Here is a 17,914-nt window from a genome sequence, read left to right as displayed (position 1 = left end):
TCGCCAAACAATGGATTGAATGGCTTCAAACCGGCTTGAGACCGTGCTATGCGACGGACCGCCAGCTCGGTGTACACGTCGGCCCGCTGCCTGACACCTACGCCTGGAAACGACACCGCTGACGCTTGCAGCAATGGAATTTTCATTCTAGCTTCTAATCCACAATAAATATTCGACCGAAGCACTGAGGAGATAGCTCATGAAGATAGGCCTGGTCACCGACAGCGTTGCCAATATGGGCCTCGATGCCATGCTCGACTACTGCGCCGAGCTCGATATCGATGCGATCGAATTCTGTGTTGGCAACTGGGGCGCGGCGGCCCATATCGGCGATGTCGCAGCCTTGCTCGCAGACCCTGCGCGTCAGCGCGAACTCGCTGCCAAGATTCGCGATCGCGGACTCCAGATCTCGGCATTCACTGGCAACGGCAACCAGCTCCATCCCACCGACGGCGAGCGCCAATCACAGGTGGTGCATGACGCCATTCGGCTGGCCGAGGTTTTCGAAGTGCCGCGCATCGTGTTGATGTCGGGGCTTCCCGCTGGTGCCCCCGGCGATCGTATGCCGAACTGGATCACGACCTCGTGGCCCCCGGAAACCCAAGACGCACTGCGCTACCAATGGACCGATGTCGCCATTCCCTACTGGCGCGAACTGGCTGAGTTTGCTGAGGCGCACGGCGTCGGCCAGCTATGCATCGAGGCCCATGGCGCCCAGCTGGTGCATAACATGCCGACCTTCATGCAGCTGCGCGAAGCCGTCGGCTCCACGGTTGGCCTGAACTTCGATCCGAGCCATTTCATGTGGATGGGCGGCGATCCGATCGAGATGATCCGCCGCTATTCTGATTGCATTTATCACGTCCATGCCAAGGACACGTACATCGATCCACACAACCTCGCCGAGGCGACCCGGCTGGATAGCCGCTCGATGGACCAAACCCTGGAACGGAGTTGGTCCTACGTCACCCTCGGCTATGGCCAGTCCGAGGACTGGTGGCGGGAATTCTGCTGGCAACTGCAGGCGCGTGGCTACTCGGACGGCGTCTTGTCGATCGAGCACGAAGACCAGAATTTATCTTGCAACGAGGGCGTGCGCCGGAGCGTCGATCTGCTCAAGCGCGTGATGCCGCGCGAACAACCGGATTTCGTACTGCCGGACTGAGTCATTTTTACAATGCAGACCTACGGCCCCGGGTAATGGCCCTGCCTCGGGGCCGGTATTAGGGCGCGCCTTCGCATGACGCCCGCCCATCGGGTCAGGCAGGCTGCCGAGCCTAGCGGGCCCACGTTCAAGACCTGCCACGCCGGCATGGCGCGATCGGCAGGCGTTACCCGCAGGGTCGGACCTATGGCGGCCATCCGGGGTGATCGTTCGTTCACGTGCGGGGCCACACCACGCTCACAATGCCGTGGCTTGCCACCGCAGGACCGCGAGTACGGCGACGTATCACGTGACGGCGCGCCCTGGCGTGTTGAGGTTTCGTACGAGTCCGCGCCAAGCGCTGTTTTGCGGCAAGACGAGACGTAGCGAGCATGACGTCGTCGGCTTATGCGAGAGAGCGACAACGCCGGGTTGCCGCGAAACGGAACGGCGCTTGTCCCGAAGGGTTGGGCCGCAAATCGCCCTGCAGCGTTGCGATTCTGGTTCGTAGTACGCCCAGAAGCGGTGGCTCGCGCCCTGCCCGCGACCACTGCGGCGGCAACGTGGCGCTCGGACGAAACCTTAATACCCCCTAGTTTGGGCCAAAAAAAAACCGACTGCCGAAACAGCCGGTTGTCCAAACATTTGCCGAGCCCGATTAGAGCCGACCTCGACTAATTCGACCGTTCGGCTTTAGCGCGCCGCGTAGCCACCGCTCGGGCTTATCTGGGCCTATCTATATCGCTCTGGGCCGATCTATCGCGGATCGCGATCTGTTCGAACTGGGGCCACATAGCCCGCCGAATGGGTGCCACAGAAGCTGGCCAAACGCTCCATAAAATCACCGATCCGGGCCCAGACCGGGTGCTCGCTCACCCACTGCCGGTCACGCTTGGCATCGCCTGCACCCTGAAAAACCGTATCGACACTCATGTCGCTCATCGTCAACTCCTTGCGCCCCGAGGCCGGCGTGAATCCGGACAGCCCTCGATCACTTGACCAGCCACGCAAAGTCCGGATCGGTCGTGAATTTCCATTCGCGCTTCGGCCCGGCCATGACGTTCAAGTAATAAAGGTCAAAACCGTACGGCGCGCCGACCGGGTGGTACCCGCGTGGCACCAACACGCAACTACCGTCGCCGAAAGCCATCGTCTCGTCTATTAAACGATCGTCGGTATACACGCGGTGGAAGCCGAAGCCTTGCGATGGATTGAGCCGGTGGTAATAGCTTTCCTCGAGGAAGGATTCCTGCGGCAGGTTGTCTTCGTCGTGCTTGTGCGGCGGATAGCTCGACCAGTTGCCAGCCGGGGTATAGACCTCCACGACAAGCAGGCTATCGGCGGCTTCGGTCTCGGGCAGGATGTCATGCACGTGGCGTACATTGGCGCCTTCACCGCGCGTGGTCTGCTTGATTTGATCGGGGCTGATCAAGCGCGGCGCATGGGTACCATGGCCCGGCGCGCCACAGATGCCGAGTTCGACATCGGTCAGCGCCTCGATCCGATAATCCATGTCGTTCGGCAGATAGACCGCATACGGCGGCACCTGCTCGAATACATTCATGCGCTCGCCGATGGCCTCGAATGTGTTGTCGCCACAGTGGATGGTGGCCTTGCCGCTGAGCAATACCAGGCACAGTTCCAGATCGCCGCTGTTATCGGCAAAGGCTTCGCCTTCGGAGAGATTGCGCTGACGAAACCGCACGTATTCCAGCGGCTCAGTGGCCCGGGCTGTATCCAGCGTTTCGGCGGCATCGCGCGTTGGGTTGAGCAAAAGATCCATAGCGACCCTGCGTATTGAATGGATGATTCATCGTTACGACAAATAGAACATATTTTTTATTTTATTTGCTGGCAAATATTCTGTTTCATACTTTAGTCGATTCCGCCGACAGCTCCCGGCAGCCATAGGCGTTATCGTTCAAGTACGCGACTCGCCATCGCGGCGATCAGCGCCATGCTCACGACCAGCGCAAACAAGGCCCGGTCGAGGGTGAACCAGTCGGCGAGCAGGCCCACCAGCGCCGGGCCGACCAACAGGCCGGTATAGCCAGCCGAAGCTGCCGTGGCGATGCCCCGCGAGGCGCTGCGGGCGGTACGCCCGGCCGTGCTGAACGTGATCGGGACTACATTGCTCATCCCGAGACCGATCACCACAAAGCACAGCCCAGCTGACACCAGCGTCGGCTGCCAGAGCACATAAGACAACGCTGCGGCCGAAACCAGGGCCCCGATCCCTCCGACCCGCCGCCGACCGAGCCGCCCGACTACGCGATCGCCGCCGATGCGCCCGACCGACATGCCGGCCGAAAACGCGACATAGCCGGCCGCGAAGCCGCCGCTGAGGCCGGTCAACGCGCCTTGCAGATAAATACTGGTCCAGTTGGCGAGCGCGCCTTCGGCGAACAGCGCACAGAACGCGATCACGCATAGCCCGATCAGGCGCAGGTTCCAGTCCATGCCGGCCCATCCGTTTCGCGCCGGCGCGGCCGGTCGGGCCGGCGGCACCGGCGGTTGCGGGCCACCGAGCGCGCCGAGCAATACGCCCAGGGCCACAGCGGCGCTAACCGCCAGAATGGCCGGTGCCGTCCAGCCCAGCCCGGTCAGAATGCCGGCAGTGCCAGCGCCCACCGCCCCGCCAATACTCCAGGCGGCATGAAACGAAGACATGATCGGTCGCCCATAATCGCCCTCGACCAGGCTGGCCCGTGAGTTCATCACGACATCGAGGCTGCCGTGGGCGATCCCCAGGCATAGCAGCGCGACACACAGCATGGGCACGCTCGCAGCCAGCCCTGGCAGCACCAGAGCACAGGCAAAGGCCAGCCCGAATACGCCGCAGATTCGATTGATCGAAAACCGGCCCGCCAGCCGGGCCGCGATGGGCATGGCCGCCAGCGCCGCGACCGCGAATACCAGCAGCGCCATGCCCATCTCGGCTTCCGAGGCCCCGAGCGTGGATTGAACGCGCGCGATCTCGATCGACCACACGCCCATGCCGAAACCATTGCCGAGAAAAGACAATGTGCCGCAGATACGACGGCGCGTCAGGCGCGCCTCCCCTTCGAGTGCCAGTTCGGCCATGGTTCCCCCGGATCGCTGAATTGGAAGCCTCGCCAGACCCTGGTTGCAGCGCGACAGACACGGCGCACTCGGTCGGCGAATCTGGCACTATGCCAGCCCAGCCAGGCCGATCGCCGCATGCCATCGACGGTCGAGCCGATACCGCCTGCGGGGCCCAGCCCGAGCGGGGCCAAGCCGGGGCTCGGACCGCTGCGGCCGTTGGCCGAGTTATGTAGGCGGTGCGCTCGGGTCGGCGAGTGCGGCGCTCATGTCCGGGATGAAAGTCTGCCGGGCCACGCGCCCGATCGCATGGGTCGAAGCCGCATCGACACCACCGCCGATCACACCACCCACCAAAGGTACCGCCTTGCCCAGGTTGATGACGCCGGTATGGCCGAATTTGGTTACCAGGCGAAAGCCCACTTTCTGATTGATCGCGATCAGTGTCTGGGCCGAAATCGACTGGATCATGCGCGCGCTGAGCTTGGAGCCCAATGCGATACCGCAGTCTTTCATGATGCTCTTGGCGGCATTGCCGGCCAGACAGACATACACCAGCGACTGCACCCGATCGTCCTTGACGTCGTAACCGCCGATGGTCGCGATCGCCGCCACCATGCGCATCTGGACATAGAGCACGCTGGAGATATTGGCCGGCACGCTCACCGGCATGGTCACGACGCCGCCCAGGCCACTCAAAAACCCCGAGGTGCCAGCCTTGGTGTTCTGCCAGCGGATCAGCGAGCGGACCTGGTCATCTTTCGAACCGCCTTTGGCCATATAGCTGTGCGCCAGCTGCTCGGCCGAAACCATGCCCGGCAAGCCGTTGATCGCTTTGTCGTAGCCCCAGTCCAGGGCCGTCATCATCTTGCCCTGGTCGATTGTCTTGGCCATGGTTGCCTCGTTTTTCAACAATCGCGCAGCCAGCTGCTATCGGCCACGCCGTGGTATGACCGGGCACCGACCGTGGCGCGCGCGACGCCGGGCTATCCGGTTCAGGTCTTCAGCCGGTAGCCGGTTTTAAAAATCCAGGCTACCAGAGCAATACAGACAGCCAGGAACAGGCCGATCATCAGCAGGCTGACGCCCACGCTGACGTCGGCGGTGTCGTAGAAACTCCAGCGAAAGCCAGAAACCAGATAAACCACCGGATTGATCAGGGTCACCTTCTGCCAGAACGGCGGCAGCATATCCAGCGAGTAGAACGTACCGCCCAGAAAAGTCAGCGGCGTAACTACCAGCAGCGGAATGACCGTAAGTTTTTCGAAGTTGTCGGCCCAGATCCCGATGATGAAGCCGAACAGGCTGAAAGTGATCGCGGTCAGCAACAAAAAGGCGATCATCCAGAACGGATGCGCGATATGCAGATCCACGAACAGCTCAGAAGTCGCCAAGATGATCAGCCCCAGCACGGCCGATTTGGTAGCCGCGGCCCCAACATAGCTGGCCACGATCTCGACGAACGACACCGGCGCCGACAATAGTTCGTAGATGGTGCCTATGAACTTCGGAAAATAGATCGCGAACGAAGCATTGGAAATACCCTGGGTCATCAGCGACAGCATGATCAGACCGGGCACAATGAAAGCCCCGTAGGACACGCCCTGCACTTCTGTGATACGCGAGCCGATCGCCGAACCGAACACCACGAAGTACAGCGACGTCGAGATGATCGGCGAGATCACGCTTTGCCCGATCGTGCGCCCGGTACGTGCCATCTCGGCGAGATAGATAGTCTTGATCGCCTGCCAGTTCATCGCCCGTTTTCCACCAGATTCACGAAAATTTCCTCTAGCGAACTCTGTTTGGTATCCACGTCCGTAAAAGCAATGCCGGCGGCATCCAGATCGTGGAACAGCTGTCGCACGCCGTCGCTCTGGCCCCCGGCCCGATAGACATAGACAAGCTGATAACCGTCGTCGCCGAGATGCAGTTCGTGCTCGGCGAGCGCCGCAGGCATCTCGGCCAGCGGCTCGGCCAAGCTGATGGTCAGCCGTTTTTCGCCCAGCTTGTCCATGAGCACGGCGGTCTCGTCGACCAGCGAAATCTCGCCGTTCTGGATCACGCCGATGCGATCGGCCATCTGCTCGGCCTCTTCTAGATAGTGGGTGGTCAGCACGATGGTCACGCCGTGCTCGCGCAGCCCACGCACGACGTTCCACATACTGCGGCGCAGTTCGACGTCGACCCCGGCAGTCGGCTCGTCGAGAAACAGGATCTCGGGTTCATGCGACAGCGCCTTGGCGATCATCACCCGACGTTTCATGCCGCCAGACAGCTCGCGGGTGGCGTTCTTGCGCTTGTCCCAGAGCGACAAATCCTTGAGCACTCGTTCGATATGCGCATCGTTGCGGCGCTTGCCGAATAGCCCGCGCGAAAAAGCTACGGTCGACCAGACCTTGGCGAACGGCTCGACGGTCAGCTCCTGGGGCACCAGCCCGATCTTTTCGCGCGCGCCGCGAAAGTCGCGGATCACATCGTGGCCGCCGGCCATCACCGTGCCGCCGCTAGGATTGACGATGCCGCAGATGACGTTGATCAGCGTCGTCTTGCCGGCGCCGTTCGGCCCGAGCAGCGCGAAGATCTCGCCCGGGCGGATCGTCAGATCGACGTTTTTAAGCGCAGAAAAGCCGGAGTCATAGGTTTTGTTGAGCCCATGGATCTCGATTACGGGGTCGGTCAACGAACCGTCCTTTACCTGAACACAACGGATTGGCCGATCCAGTATGGCAGACCGAATAGTCCACGGTGGGCCATAACCGCCTACGCGCTCGGATTATGCCGGCAAGACCAGCTCGCCGGCCGCCCGTATCGCCAAGCGGCTGTTCGTCATTCGCCACAAGACACGGTAATCGCGCTATCTTCAAAGACGAGTCCGTTTCGACGCCGGGGGCGACCAATGACTGACAAGATCATTCCATTCGAGCCGCGCCGCGATCGCGCCTGTCCATCAACGCCTGCCCAGCGTCGCGCCCGCCCGACCGTGCCCCGCGTGCCCGATTTCGCCCAGGCCGATGCCACCTGGCTCGAAGCCAAGGACATCGCTTTTCTACTGGAGTTGTCCGGCCAGGCCACGGACGACGATACGCTGATTACCGACGGTATCGCGCCAGCGCTCGAAGCCCTGCTCGAACAGGACGGCGTCTACGAACGCGTAGCCGGCGAATGCGGCGGCTGGCTGAATATCTCGCCGCATCTGTATTTCCACGTCATGCTGCGCCGGCGCCTACCGACGCCCAAAAGCTATCTACAGCGCCGCGTGATTCGCTATCTGGCGAACCTGCTCAGCCTGTTCGTGCGCACCGAACGGCTGTATCGCATCCAACCGGGCGAGACGGAGTCGTTCGAGTATCTGGTCGATCTGCTGGCCGAGGCCGCCGAGAGCCACCAGGAGCGCCAGTTCCTGGTGCATGCCCATCTGGGCAACTATGCCTTGTATCTATCCGGCATCGGCCATGGCTGGATCGAGCACCGGCTGCGTTACGGGCGCAGTTCGCTTAGCGCCGATTATTACCGCGACATGGGCCGACGCGCCTACCACCAGGCCGCCGGCCACCGGCTGGCCCGGGAACTGGATATCGCGCCGGTGCTCGACTATCTGGCCCGCGGTTTCGATAGCTATGCCCAGGTGCTGCGCCAGCTACAGCGCAGCTGGCAGCCCGGCTGATCAGGCCAACGGCTCACGCCGTCGCCGGTCGACGCTGTGCAACGCGCAGGATATCGATGGTATAGACCGCCAGCCCGAGCCAGATACAGCCAAAGGTGACGATTTCGGCCTGGCTGAACGGCTCGCCGAACAGATACACGCCGGTCAGAAAATGCAGGGTCGGGGTCAAATACTGGATCAAGCCGATAGTGCCCAGGCGCAGCCGGCGTGCGCCGGCGGCAAACAGCACGAACGGCACGATCGTCAACACACCAGCGCCGATCAACAACAGATCGGTCTGCGGGCCAGCGATCAGAAAGCTGGCCTGCCCATGGACATAAAACCAGCCAAGCGAGGCCAGCGCCAAGGGCGCTAACAACAGCGTTTCGGTAAGCAGACCGGTCACACTGTCGACCTCGAGCTGCTTGCGGATCAGCCCATAGCAGCCGAAACAGCCGGCCAGGATCAGCGACACCCAGGGCACGGTGCCGTAGGCTACGATCATGAACAACACCCCGGCGGCCGCGATCGCCACCGCCAGCCACTGCAGCGGCCGCAGGCGTTCGCCCAGAAACACAAACCCCAGGGCGACGTTGAGCAGCGGATTGATGTAATAGCCGAGGCTGGTCTCGACCACCCGGTGATGGACCACCGCCCAGATGAAGGTGCCCCAGTTCGTGCATACCAGCAGCGCCGTAACCACGAGCGGTAGCAGCAGGCGCGCGTTCGTAAACACGGCGGCCACGCGCTGTGCCCGCCCGGTGGCCAGCACCCCTACACCCAACAGGATCGCGGTCCAGACGATCCGATGATCGAGAATTTCCCAGGGCGAGACCTCGGGCCCGATCCAGTGGAAATACAGCGGCAGAAAACCCCAGGTGACAAACGCCCCGAAGGCCGCGGCCAAGCCCGTGTTTTGTTCGGCTGTTTGTAACCCGGCGTGTGGCTGATCCTGTGGCAAGACGACTCCCCATCGCGACTGCAGGCCCGACCAATCGGCCGGCCTTTAAGATGCCCGGTAGCCCGAGCGCCAATTCAAGGCCGGTTGAGCACCAGCAATGGATCGATCCGCGTGTTGTACCAAGTCATGCCCCAGTGCAAATGCGGGCCGGTGGCACGGCCGCTCGCCCCGACCCGGCCGATGGTCTGGCCCTGTTCGACGCGGTCCCCGACCGCGACATCGAGCGCCGACATATGCAGGAAGTTGGAACCGATGCCATGGCCATGGTCGATCAGCACCGTGCCGCCGGTGAGATACAAATCCGGATCGGCGAATACCACTTTGCCGGCCGCTGGGGCCCGCACCGGCGCACCGCGCTCGGCGGCGATATCCATGCCTGAATGCGCCGAACCCGGCGTGCCGTTATAGATCCGCTGGCTACCGAAGCGGCCGCTGATCGGCCCCTCGGCCGGACGAATGAAATGCTCGGCGAAACCGATGCCATCGTCGCTGTGCTCGCGCGCAGCATGCACCCGGGCCTGCTCACGCCGGATTCGCTGGGCAATGTCTGGCGGCGGCGAGACGGTTTTCGGCGGCACGCCGTCGACGCGCTGGATCGGCCAATCGCGATCCTGAATACGCACTTCGACCGTCTGTGACCCGCCGTTCGGCGGCGTCACCGTCAACCGGGCCGGGCCCTCCGCGTCGCGACCCACGCCAAAGACGACCGTGCCGTAATCAGTCACCCGTAGCGTACGGCCGGCATAGCGCACCCGGCTGTTCGGCGGCACCCGGCCGATCACCATCGCGCCCTGCTGAACATGGGTTGGAAACACGATTTTGGGGCCGGCCAGCGCCGGCGTGGACCACAGACCAAGCCACCAGACGGCCCACAGCATCAGCAACACGATCGCGTATCGATCGAACGCGCGAGACCCAAACATCATCAACTCCTTACAATCGCGGCCATCATAGCGCAGCCGCTACGACCCGGGGTGCGGCCAGGCACAGGCGGTGTTTTAGCCTGCGGATTCGAACACCATGGCTTGATGCGGAATGCCATCTTCGAGATAGATTTCCGAGATCGCTATGAAACCGAGGCTTTCGTAGAAGCCCCGTAGATGGGCCTGGGCGCTGATATGAACCGCAACCGGCCCGTGCTGTCGCCGGGCCTGATCGAGCCCCTCACGCATCAGTCGGCGCGCCAGCCCCCGGCCGCGAAAGGCCGGCGCGATCAATACCCGGCCAATAGCGGGTTCGGTCGTTTCGATCAGCCTGAGATAACCCGCCAGTCGCCCGGCCACATACAACGTCAGATGCCAGGCCGTGAGATCTTCGGCATCGGTTTCCTGATAGGCACAGGCCTGTTCGACCACGAATACCGCTTCACGCAGGGCAATAATCTCGTGCAGCGTGCGCGCCGATAGGTCGTCGAGCCGTTGCCATGTCATTTGGATATCGTTCATCGAGCGGGGCGGGCCTGGGAATCGCAGCAGCCCATTATGCCCAACCCTCCGGCGATTCACGGATGGTCCACTCGCATAGCTTTGTTAGCTTGGTATTTGAATTCAACGATCCAAGAGATCCAATGCTTCGAATCGCCCCTTTTCCTTCTGATGCCGATCATGTGGTTCCGCTGGAAATCGACGGCGAGGTCGGTTCCCAGGACTTTGCCAATGTGCTGTCCGATATCGAACAGCGGCTTCAACAACACGACACCCTGCGGCTCTACATCGAGATCAAATCGATGGGCGGCATGTCGGCCTCGACCGTGTTCAGCGAACTCAAAGATGCCATCAAGCACTGGGACCGCTTCGACAAGCTGGCCGTAGTCACCGATGTCGAAGGTGTGCGTACCGCCACCACCGTGCTCGACAAGCTGGCCCCGAAGATGGATTGCGAGACCTATCGCTTCGACGGCCGCGAGTCAGCACGTCAGTGGGTGATCGGCTAAGTATCACCATCGACGCTCGCCATATCAGGGCCGGTCGAGGTTTCGTGCGAATCCTCGTTTGGCCCTGGCACGCGGGGTTTGCGCATCGTGTCGCAGCCCCGTAGTTCGCGCAGCCAGCAGACGATCTTTGAGTATCAACTAGCCTGGCAGCGTTAGCGCATAACAGCGCGGATTGCCCGGCTGTCGCGCCCTGGGCCCGGATGTCTTGACATGAGGGACCACGGGTGCCCATCGACGCCGGCATACCGTTAAAAAATTGCACCATGCCCGGCTGGCGATCGCCGGCCGTTTGTCGGCTCGCTCTGCCACCCCTACCCAACCGGTTCGTCAGCGCTTATGTTGAAGACACGCGCATAACGCGTGTCACGAACAGGTGCTGCATGACCCGTCGCAATGTCTTCGTCCTGGGCTTGGATGATTTCAATCGACGCAAGCTCGAGCGACTGCCGATCGCCGAGGAATGCCGCTTCATCGGTCTTATCGATCCGAGCGAGATCATGGAGACCGAATATTTTCCCATCGACGACCTGCTCGAACGCGCCAACGCACGGCTCGAGGCTTTCGAAGGCCCGGTCGACGCTCTGATCGGGTATGTCGATTTCCCGGTCTCGACCATGCTGCCGATCTTGGCCCGCGGCTTTGGCTTGCGGGGGCCGAGCCTGGAAGCCCTGCTCAAATGCGAACATAAATACTGGAGCCGCTGCGAACAGCGTGCCGTAGTGGCTACGCACATCCCGCGCTTCGAGCTGGTCGACCCGTTCGCAACCGATGTGGTCGGCGAACTGACACTCGACTACCCGTTCTGGCTCAAACCGGTGAAATCGGCCGGCTCCTATCTCGGTTTTCATATTGACAGCGACGAAGCGCTGCGCACGGCCCTGACCGAGATCCGGGCGAATATCGGCATCTTCGCCGAGCCTTTCGATCGTATCCTTGAGCATGCCGAACTGCCGGCCGAGATCGCGGCGGTGGGCGGCCACTATTGTCTCGCCGAATCGCTGATCGGCGGCCGTCAATGCACCCTCGAAGGCTATGTAATCGACGGCGAGATCCATTTCCATGGCCTGATCGACTCGATCCGGGCCAAGGGCCGGCCCACATTTCTACGCTATCAATACCCGTCCCGACTGCCACACCGAGCCCGGGCGATGATGGAAGATATCGCCCGCCGCGTGCTGGCCCACATCGGCTTCGACCAGTCGGCCTTCAACATCGAGTTCTTCTGGGATGCCGATGCCGACAACGTCTGGCTGCTGGAAATCAACACCCGGATCGCCCAGCACCATTCGGATCTGTTCGAAAAGGTCGACGGCGTGTCCAATCACGAAGCCGCGGTCAACGTGGCACTCGGCCGAAAACCGCAGTTCCCCGATGGCAAGGGCCGGTTCGCCTACGCTGCCTGCTGTTTCCTGCGGGCCTATGACGACGCCGTGGTCGGGCGCCTACCCAGCGACGCCGAGCTCAAGGTACTGGCCGCCGAGATTCCGGGTATGATCTTCGAGCCGCATGTCCACCCCGGCATGCGCCTGTCGGAACTGACGCATCAGGAAACCTACAGCTACGCGCTGGCGCTGGTTTATATCGGCGGCGACGGGCCTGAACAACTCAGAACGCGTTACCGGCTGTGTCGGAATCGGCTCGATTTCGACCTGAAGCCGATCACCTGAAGGAGCGACTGGCGATGCGACGTACACGGCTTTTCCCCCATCCGGTCACTGAACTGGAAGATGTCTGGATCACCATGGCCGATGGTGTGCGCCTGGCGGCTCGGGTATGGCTGCCCGAGAACGCCGAAGACAACCCGGTGCCAGCGATCCTGGAATACATTCCCTACCGCAAATCCGACCACACCCGACCGCGCGACGATCTGAACCACCCCTATTTCGCCGGCCACGGCTATGCCTCGGTACGAGTCGATATACGCGGCTCCGGTGACTCCGAGGGCGTACTCACCGACGAATACACGGTCGCTGAGCTGACCGACGGCGTGGCCATCATCAACTGGCTGGCCGAGCAGCCCTGGTGCGACGGCAATGTCGGCATGATCGGCATTTCCTGGGGCGGCTTCAACGGCCTGCAGATCGCGGCCCTACAGCCGGAAGCCCTCAAGGCAGTGATCACGGTCTGCTCGACCGACGATCGCTATGCCGACGATGTGCACTATATGGGCGGCTGCATGCTGCTCGACAATCTATCCTGGGCCTCGATCATGTTCGCGGGCACCTCCTGTCCGCCGGACCCGGCCGTGGTCGGCGACGATTGGCGACGCATGTGGTACGACCGGCTCAAGGGCTCGGGTCTGTGGCTGGATCAATGGACTCGACACCAGCATCGCGGCAATTTCTGGAAGCACGGCTCGGTCTGCGAAGACTTTGCCCAGATTCGCTGCCCGATCTATGCGGTCTCTGGCTGGGCAGATGGTTATTCGAATGCCGTGTTCCGACTGTTGGCCAACGTCGAAGCCCCGGTCAAGGGGTTGGTCGGGCCTTGGAGCCATCGCTATCCGCATCTCGGCGAAGCCGGCCCAGCGATCGGTTTTCTGCAGGAATCGCTGCGCTGGTGGGATCACTGGCTCAAGGGGGTCGATACCGGCATCATGCAAGAACCGGCGCTACGCGCCTGGATGCAGGATTCTGCCCCGCCGCAACGCAGTTACGAGGTCCGTCCCGGACGCTGGGTGGGCGAGCCCGGCTGGCCCTCGGCCAATATCGAATCGCACCGCCTGGCTCTGGGCGCAGCCACCCTGACCGACACCCCGCCCGAACCGGCAGCGCCCGCGCGGCGGCTCCGCTCGCCACTGTTCACCGGCCTACAGGGGGGCAAATGGTGTTCCTATGCCGATGGGCCGGATCTGGCCGGCGATCAGCGCGCCGACGATGCCGGCTCGCTGGTGTTCGACACCAAGCCACTGGATAAACCGGTCGAAATCCTCGGTGCAGTCGAGGTCGATCTGGAGCTTGCGGTAGACAAACCGATCGCCATGATCGCTGCCCGCCTCAACGATGTCCGCCCCGACGGCAGCGTCACCCGGGTAACCTATACCGTATTCAATCTCAACCATCGGGATTCGCACGAGCATCCAGAACTGCTCGAGCCCGGCGAGCGCTATCGCATCCGGCTCAAGCTCAACGATGTCGCCCAGCGTTTTCCGGCCGGGCACCGGATACGCTTGTCGTTATCGTCGTCCTACTGGCCGTTGGCCTGGCCGTCGCCGGAGCCGGTCACGATCACGGTCTATCCCGCGAACAGTACGCTGATTCTGCCGGTCCGCCCGCTGCGCGAAGAAGATGCCGACCTGCCCTCGCTGCCCCGCCCAACCGGCTCGATGCCGGCCGAGAACACGATCATCGAACCGGCGGTCAACGACTGGCGCATCATCCAGAACCTCAATACCGGCCAGTTCTGTCTCGACATCATCGATTCCGAAGGCATCTACGTGATCGAGGAAACCGGCACCCAGCTCCAAAAACGCGGCCACGAACGCTACTCGGCGATCGGCAACGATGTGTATTCGGCCGAAGGCGAAACCGAATGGACACTCGCCTTCAAACGCGATGGTTGGGATGTGCGTACTGAAACCCGTACCCACATGACTGCCGACGAGAACAACTTCTATATCCATGCACGACTCGAAGCCTTCGAATCCGATGAGCCGGTCTATGAGGACGAGTGGAATATCACCGTCCCGCGGGACCAAGTCTGAGTCGCGTAGAGGGCATGGTGGCACAACAACAACGCACCCATCTGATCGACGAAGAGCGGCTACGGGAACGTCTGGTCGATCTGGTACGCATTCCCTCGATGACCGGCGACGAAGAAGCCGCGATCCGGCGTATTGCCGACTGGCTGTCGGAAGCTGGCGCCGAAGTCGACTACTGGTACGACGGTATCGCCAAGATGGTGACCGACCCGGCCTATCCCGGCCACGAAATCGAGCGCGCCTGGATACCCTGCGTGGCCGGCATGATTCGCGGCCAACGCCCAGGCCCGACCATCCTGCTGACCGGCCATGTCGATGTCGTGCCGCCCGGCGACTATAACCAGTGGAGCCGCGATCCCTTTGCCGGCGTGGTCGATGACGACCGTCTGTACGGGCGCGGGGCTGCCGATATGAAATCCGGCCTGATCGCCGCCCTGGCCGCCTTCGAAACCTTTGCCCACGGCTCGCGGGATTTCGCCGGGCGCGTCGTGCTGGTCGCCGTTCCGGCCGAGGAGGACAGTGGCCTCGGCACCCTATCGGCAATCCGGCGCGGCTGGATCGCGGATGCCGCGATCGTGACCGAGCCCACGGAAAAAGCCGGCCGGCCGGAATTGATCGTCGCCCACGCCGGAGCCATGTCCTGCCGGATCGAGATCAACGGTCTGTCGGCCCATGCCAGCCGCCGTCTGATGGGCGAAAACGCCCTCGACCACTATCTCGCTGTGCACCAGATCCTGCGCGATGCCGAACAGGCGCTCAACGCCGCCGAGACCCATCCGCTGATGCAAGAACTCAGGCTGCCCTATGCCACCAGCGTAGGCACGGTCCACGGTGGCCAGTGGTCGTCGTCGGTCATGGATCGGCTGGAGGTCGAGGTCCGGATCGGCGTGACCCTGAACGAGACCACAGACGAGGCCAAGGCCCGCTTCGAACGCACCCTGGCCAAAGGCGTGGCCGGGCATCCCTGGCTGGCCACGCACCCGCCTCGGGTGCACTGGCGTGCGGCCGGTTTCGGCTCTTCGGCCACCCGGCTCGACCATCCGCTGATCGACGCCCTGCGCGAAGCCGCAGCCACCGAATTCGGCGAACCACCGACCGTATCGGCAGCTCCCTACGGCTGCGATATGTCGGCCTGGGTACGGGTAGGCAATGTGCCCACGGTGGTCTATGGCCCCGGCGATATCGAACAGGCCCATGCCGCGGATGAATGGGTCTCGCTGAGCAATACCGCCCGGGTCGCGCGGGCCCTGGTCATCGCCACCGAACGCCTGCTTGCCTGCGATCGCGAAACGCTGGCCTTCCACGGTTGATGGCGCTGGCCTAGGGCGAACGACGAGAGCGTCGCCTTAAGCTCTCGCTCGGATCGGCAGCAAGACCGGCTCGACGTTGCATCGTCGGCCCGACCGCGCCAGCCGGTCGCCTGGCGCGCCAGTACAGTTATAGCGCTTTCAGAAGGCTCACCTACGCCGTGCGGAGCTGGCGCTTGCCCAGCCGGCAAGCGTGCCAAGACAGACTGCCGGGCCTGCTTCGTCCAGCCGCCAACGATCGTCTGCGCCAGCCGCCCAAGCGTTGCTAGGGCTACACCGGCTCCAGGTCGAACTCCAGCAGTTCCACCGCCCGCTCGAAATTGCGCTGCAGCTTAGCCGGCGAGGCGGCCCCGATCCACATGATCGCCAGCGTATAACTGTAGCTGTCCTGATCCATGAGCTCGGACAGCCGTTGGCCCGGTCGCGGCATGATGCGCACGATCGTGTCCGGTAGATGCCGCGCAACTTCGGCCAACGCCTCCGGCCCAGGTACGGCCTTGACCAGGGCATCGCGATAGGCCCGGATGAAGAACTTGCCGGCGTGGGCGAATTCGCCGTCGCGATACGGCAGGCGCGGACGGGCGCCCAACGACAGGTCGGTCGCGATCTCGTGGTGCGAGGCGCCATCGACTTTGCGAAACAGATCGGCGTGCGACTCCGAGATGCGTGGATTGACCTCCAACAGCCAGATCTGGTCAGTGTTGGCATCCCAGAAGAATTCGACGTTGAACGGCGCGTTGTCGTAGCCGATATGCGCCATGAAAGTCTCGACGATCTCGGTCATACGCTTACGTACCCGGGCCGGCAGACGCGACGGATACTGATAGCTGGCAAACGACGAGCCATTGGGCTCGCGCATCGAATCCACCGTGCCATAAACCCGCAGCCGGCCCTTGTGCACGAAACCTTCCTGGGTGCACATTCGACCGCCGATGATCGATTCGGCGATGCAATCGCCGCCGCCGATGCTGGCGACCTCCTCGGGCATACGCACCCGCTCGAGCAACTTATCGAATGGTCCTTCGAAACGACCGATATGGGCACGAATCTCAGCGATCGCATGATCCCAGTCGTCACGATTGTTGATCCGGAACCCCAGATACGACGAAAACGACTTAATCGGCTTGACCCAGAACGGGAAATCCAGGCCCAGCTTATCCAGCGCCTGGTCATCGAACGGGTCGAAGGCCGCGAACTGCGGAATATGATCGGCAATGCACTGGCGCTGCTCGTAGCGGCTCCAGAACTTGTGCTCGCATTTGAGCACGGCCTCCAAAGACGCCGAAGGCAGACCGAACTCACGGCACAGAATCGGCACCGTAGTACTGACGGGGAAGTCGATATAGTGGATCAGGCCGTCCACCTGGCCCGGGTATTGCTGCAGCTGGGCCCGTGCCTTGGCCAGGATGCGATCGATATCGTAGTGCGTTTGCTCAAGCACGTCGGTGCCGTCCAACAGCTTGAGAAAGTTGTAATTCTCGGCGTTGCGAATGGACTGCAGCCGGCCCAGGTTGAATTCGTTGAGATTGACCACGAACAGGTTTTTCTTGCGTAGCGCCGGCCGTGCCTCGGGAGCCAGCGGATAACCGCCGCCCTCGCTGAGCTGTTCGCGACCGGTCAACGCCGGGGTCAGCGCACAGATCAGGCGCACATCGGTATGGGCCTGCAGGCGAATGCGATCGCCGTGGCCCATGCTGTAAACCGTGCCCGGGCCAAGCAGGTGGCGCTCGCCAGTGGTGAGATCTTCCAGCTCGCCTTCGCCGGCGATGCAATAGGCCGACTCCAGATGGTGCGGATAGTCGAGTACGGTCGTACTACCGGCATGCATCATGGTGTCGTGCAGCGAGTAGTCCAGACCATCGCGGGCCAATACCAGCCGGCGACTGGCCCAGCCTTCGTTTTCGACGACGATATCGCCGTCCTGGGTGTTTTGATTCGGTTGACGAACGAGCATGAGCCTGCCTCGGTTGAACGAACGAAAACGCGCTGTCCTCGCCGGTTCTGCGCATTGATCGACGGCGTCACAACCGCGAGGCGCCAGGACTCAATCTATGCTCATTCGGGGCAGCGGCCTAGATACGTTCGTCGGAAAAACCGTGCTCGTGCGGCCGGCTATGGCCAATCCGGGCTTTGACTACGACATCGCACCCAAACCGCTAT

General features: G+C 62.4%; 16 protein-coding genes. 6 read left to right on the top strand and 10 right to left on the bottom strand.

Annotated features, from left to right (window positions below):
• Positions 1 to 199: 199 nt before the first annotated feature.
• Complete coding sequence (locus V5738_RS06145; protein ID WP_423823536.1) at positions 200 to 1,165, top strand: sugar phosphate isomerase/epimerase family protein; 966 nt, start codon at positions 200 to 202, stop codon at positions 1,163 to 1,165.
• Positions 1,166 to 1,900: 735 nt separating this feature from the next.
• On the opposite strand, the gene V5738_RS06140 is transcribed toward V5738_RS06145, so the two are convergent.
• The 6 genes from V5738_RS06140 to V5738_RS06115 form a co-directional block, all read right to left on the bottom strand.
• Positions 1,901 to 2,086 (bottom strand): hypothetical protein, encoded by a 186-nt coding sequence (locus V5738_RS06140; RefSeq protein WP_423823535.1) that lies wholly within the window; start codon positions 2,084 to 2,086, stop codon positions 1,901 to 1,903.
• A 49-nt stretch (positions 2,087 to 2,135) separates the two neighbouring features.
• The gene (iolB, locus tag V5738_RS06135) at positions 2,136 to 2,927 is read right to left on the bottom strand and encodes a 5-deoxy-glucuronate isomerase (protein ID WP_423823533.1); all 792 of its coding nucleotides are present in this window, start codon (positions 2,925 to 2,927) and stop codon (positions 2,136 to 2,138) included.
• 131 nt (positions 2,928 to 3,058) lie between these two features.
• Positions 3,059 to 4,228 (bottom strand): MFS transporter, encoded by a 1,170-nt coding sequence (locus V5738_RS06130; protein ID WP_423823532.1) that lies wholly within the window; start codon positions 4,226 to 4,228, stop codon positions 3,059 to 3,061.
• A 207-nt stretch (positions 4,229 to 4,435) separates the two neighbouring features.
• Positions 4,436 to 5,101, bottom strand: coding sequence for an EcsC family protein (locus V5738_RS06125; RefSeq protein ID WP_423823531.1), 666 nt, complete (start codon positions 5,099 to 5,101; stop codon positions 4,436 to 4,438).
• A 101-nt stretch (positions 5,102 to 5,202) separates the two neighbouring features.
• Entirely contained in the window at positions 5,203 to 5,964 is a 762-nt protein-coding gene (locus tag V5738_RS06120) for an ABC transporter permease (protein WP_423823529.1), read from the bottom strand.
• On the bottom strand, positions 5,961 to 6,890 hold the full coding sequence (locus tag V5738_RS06115; RefSeq protein ID WP_423823528.1) for an ABC transporter ATP-binding protein: 930 nt from the start codon (positions 6,888 to 6,890) through the stop codon (positions 5,961 to 5,963). The genes V5738_RS06120 and V5738_RS06115 overlap by 4 nt, the downstream gene beginning before the upstream one ends.
• Before the next feature lie 216 nt (positions 6,891 to 7,106).
• Between V5738_RS06115 and V5738_RS06110 the strand changes: the two genes are divergently transcribed.
• Positions 7,107 to 7,874 carry a hypothetical protein gene (locus V5738_RS06110; protein WP_423823527.1) on the top strand — a complete coding sequence of 256 codons (768 nt, stop codon included), beginning with the start codon at positions 7,107 to 7,109 and terminating at the stop codon, positions 7,872 to 7,874.
• A 13-nt stretch (positions 7,875 to 7,887) separates the two neighbouring features.
• Here V5738_RS06110 and rarD read toward each other — a convergent pair whose 3' ends face one another.
• The 3 genes from rarD to V5738_RS06095 form a co-directional block, all read right to left on the bottom strand.
• Complete coding sequence (gene rarD, locus V5738_RS06105; protein ID WP_423823526.1) at positions 7,888 to 8,814, bottom strand: EamA family transporter RarD; 927 nt, start codon at positions 8,812 to 8,814, stop codon at positions 7,888 to 7,890.
• Between the two features lie 74 nt (positions 8,815 to 8,888).
• A complete protein-coding gene (locus tag V5738_RS06100) occupies positions 8,889 to 9,692 on the bottom strand; it encodes a M23 family metallopeptidase (protein WP_423824140.1) in 804 nt (267 codons plus the stop codon).
• A gap of 120 nt (positions 9,693 to 9,812) precedes the next feature.
• Positions 9,813 to 10,259 carry a GNAT family N-acetyltransferase gene (locus V5738_RS06095; RefSeq protein WP_423823524.1) on the bottom strand — a complete coding sequence of 149 codons (447 nt, stop codon included), beginning with the start codon at positions 10,257 to 10,259 and terminating at the stop codon, positions 9,813 to 9,815.
• A gap of 122 nt (positions 10,260 to 10,381) precedes the next feature.
• On the opposite strand from V5738_RS06095, the gene V5738_RS06090 reads away from it, so the two are divergent.
• The 4 genes from V5738_RS06090 to V5738_RS06075 all read left to right on the top strand — a co-directional run bounded on the left by V5738_RS06090 (position 10,382) and on the right by V5738_RS06075 (position 15,757).
• Positions 10,382 to 10,747, top strand: a complete 366-nt coding sequence (locus V5738_RS06090) for an STAS/SEC14 domain-containing protein (protein ID WP_423823523.1) — start codon at positions 10,382 to 10,384, stop codon at positions 10,745 to 10,747.
• Between the two features lie 380 nt (positions 10,748 to 11,127).
• The gene (locus tag V5738_RS06085) at positions 11,128 to 12,414 is read left to right on the top strand and encodes an ATP-grasp domain-containing protein (protein ID WP_423823522.1); all 1,287 of its coding nucleotides are present in this window, start codon (positions 11,128 to 11,130) and stop codon (positions 12,412 to 12,414) included.
• Positions 12,415 to 12,428: 14 nt separating this feature from the next.
• Positions 12,429 to 14,450, top strand: coding sequence for a CocE/NonD family hydrolase (locus V5738_RS06080; RefSeq protein WP_423823520.1), 2,022 nt, complete (start codon positions 12,429 to 12,431; stop codon positions 14,448 to 14,450).
• Positions 14,451 to 14,464: 14 nt separating this feature from the next.
• Positions 14,465 to 15,757: a M20 family metallopeptidase gene (locus V5738_RS06075; protein ID WP_423823519.1), complete on the top strand. Its 1,293-nt coding sequence runs from the start codon at positions 14,465 to 14,467 to the stop codon at positions 15,755 to 15,757.
• A 268-nt stretch (positions 15,758 to 16,025) separates the two neighbouring features.
• On the opposite strand, the gene V5738_RS06070 is transcribed toward V5738_RS06075, so the two are convergent.
• Complete coding sequence (locus tag V5738_RS06070; protein ID WP_423823518.1) at positions 16,026 to 17,708, bottom strand: ectoine synthase; 1,683 nt, start codon at positions 17,706 to 17,708, stop codon at positions 16,026 to 16,028.
• Positions 17,709 to 17,914 lie beyond the last annotated feature (206 nt).

This window comes from Salinisphaera sp. SPP-AMP-43 (assembly GCF_049568105.1).
Lineage (GTDB): Bacteria > Pseudomonadota > Gammaproteobacteria > Nevskiales > Salinisphaeraceae > Salinisphaera.
The sequence above is the reverse complement of the archived record's forward strand: the minus strand, read 5'-3'. Positions and strand labels throughout refer to the sequence as shown.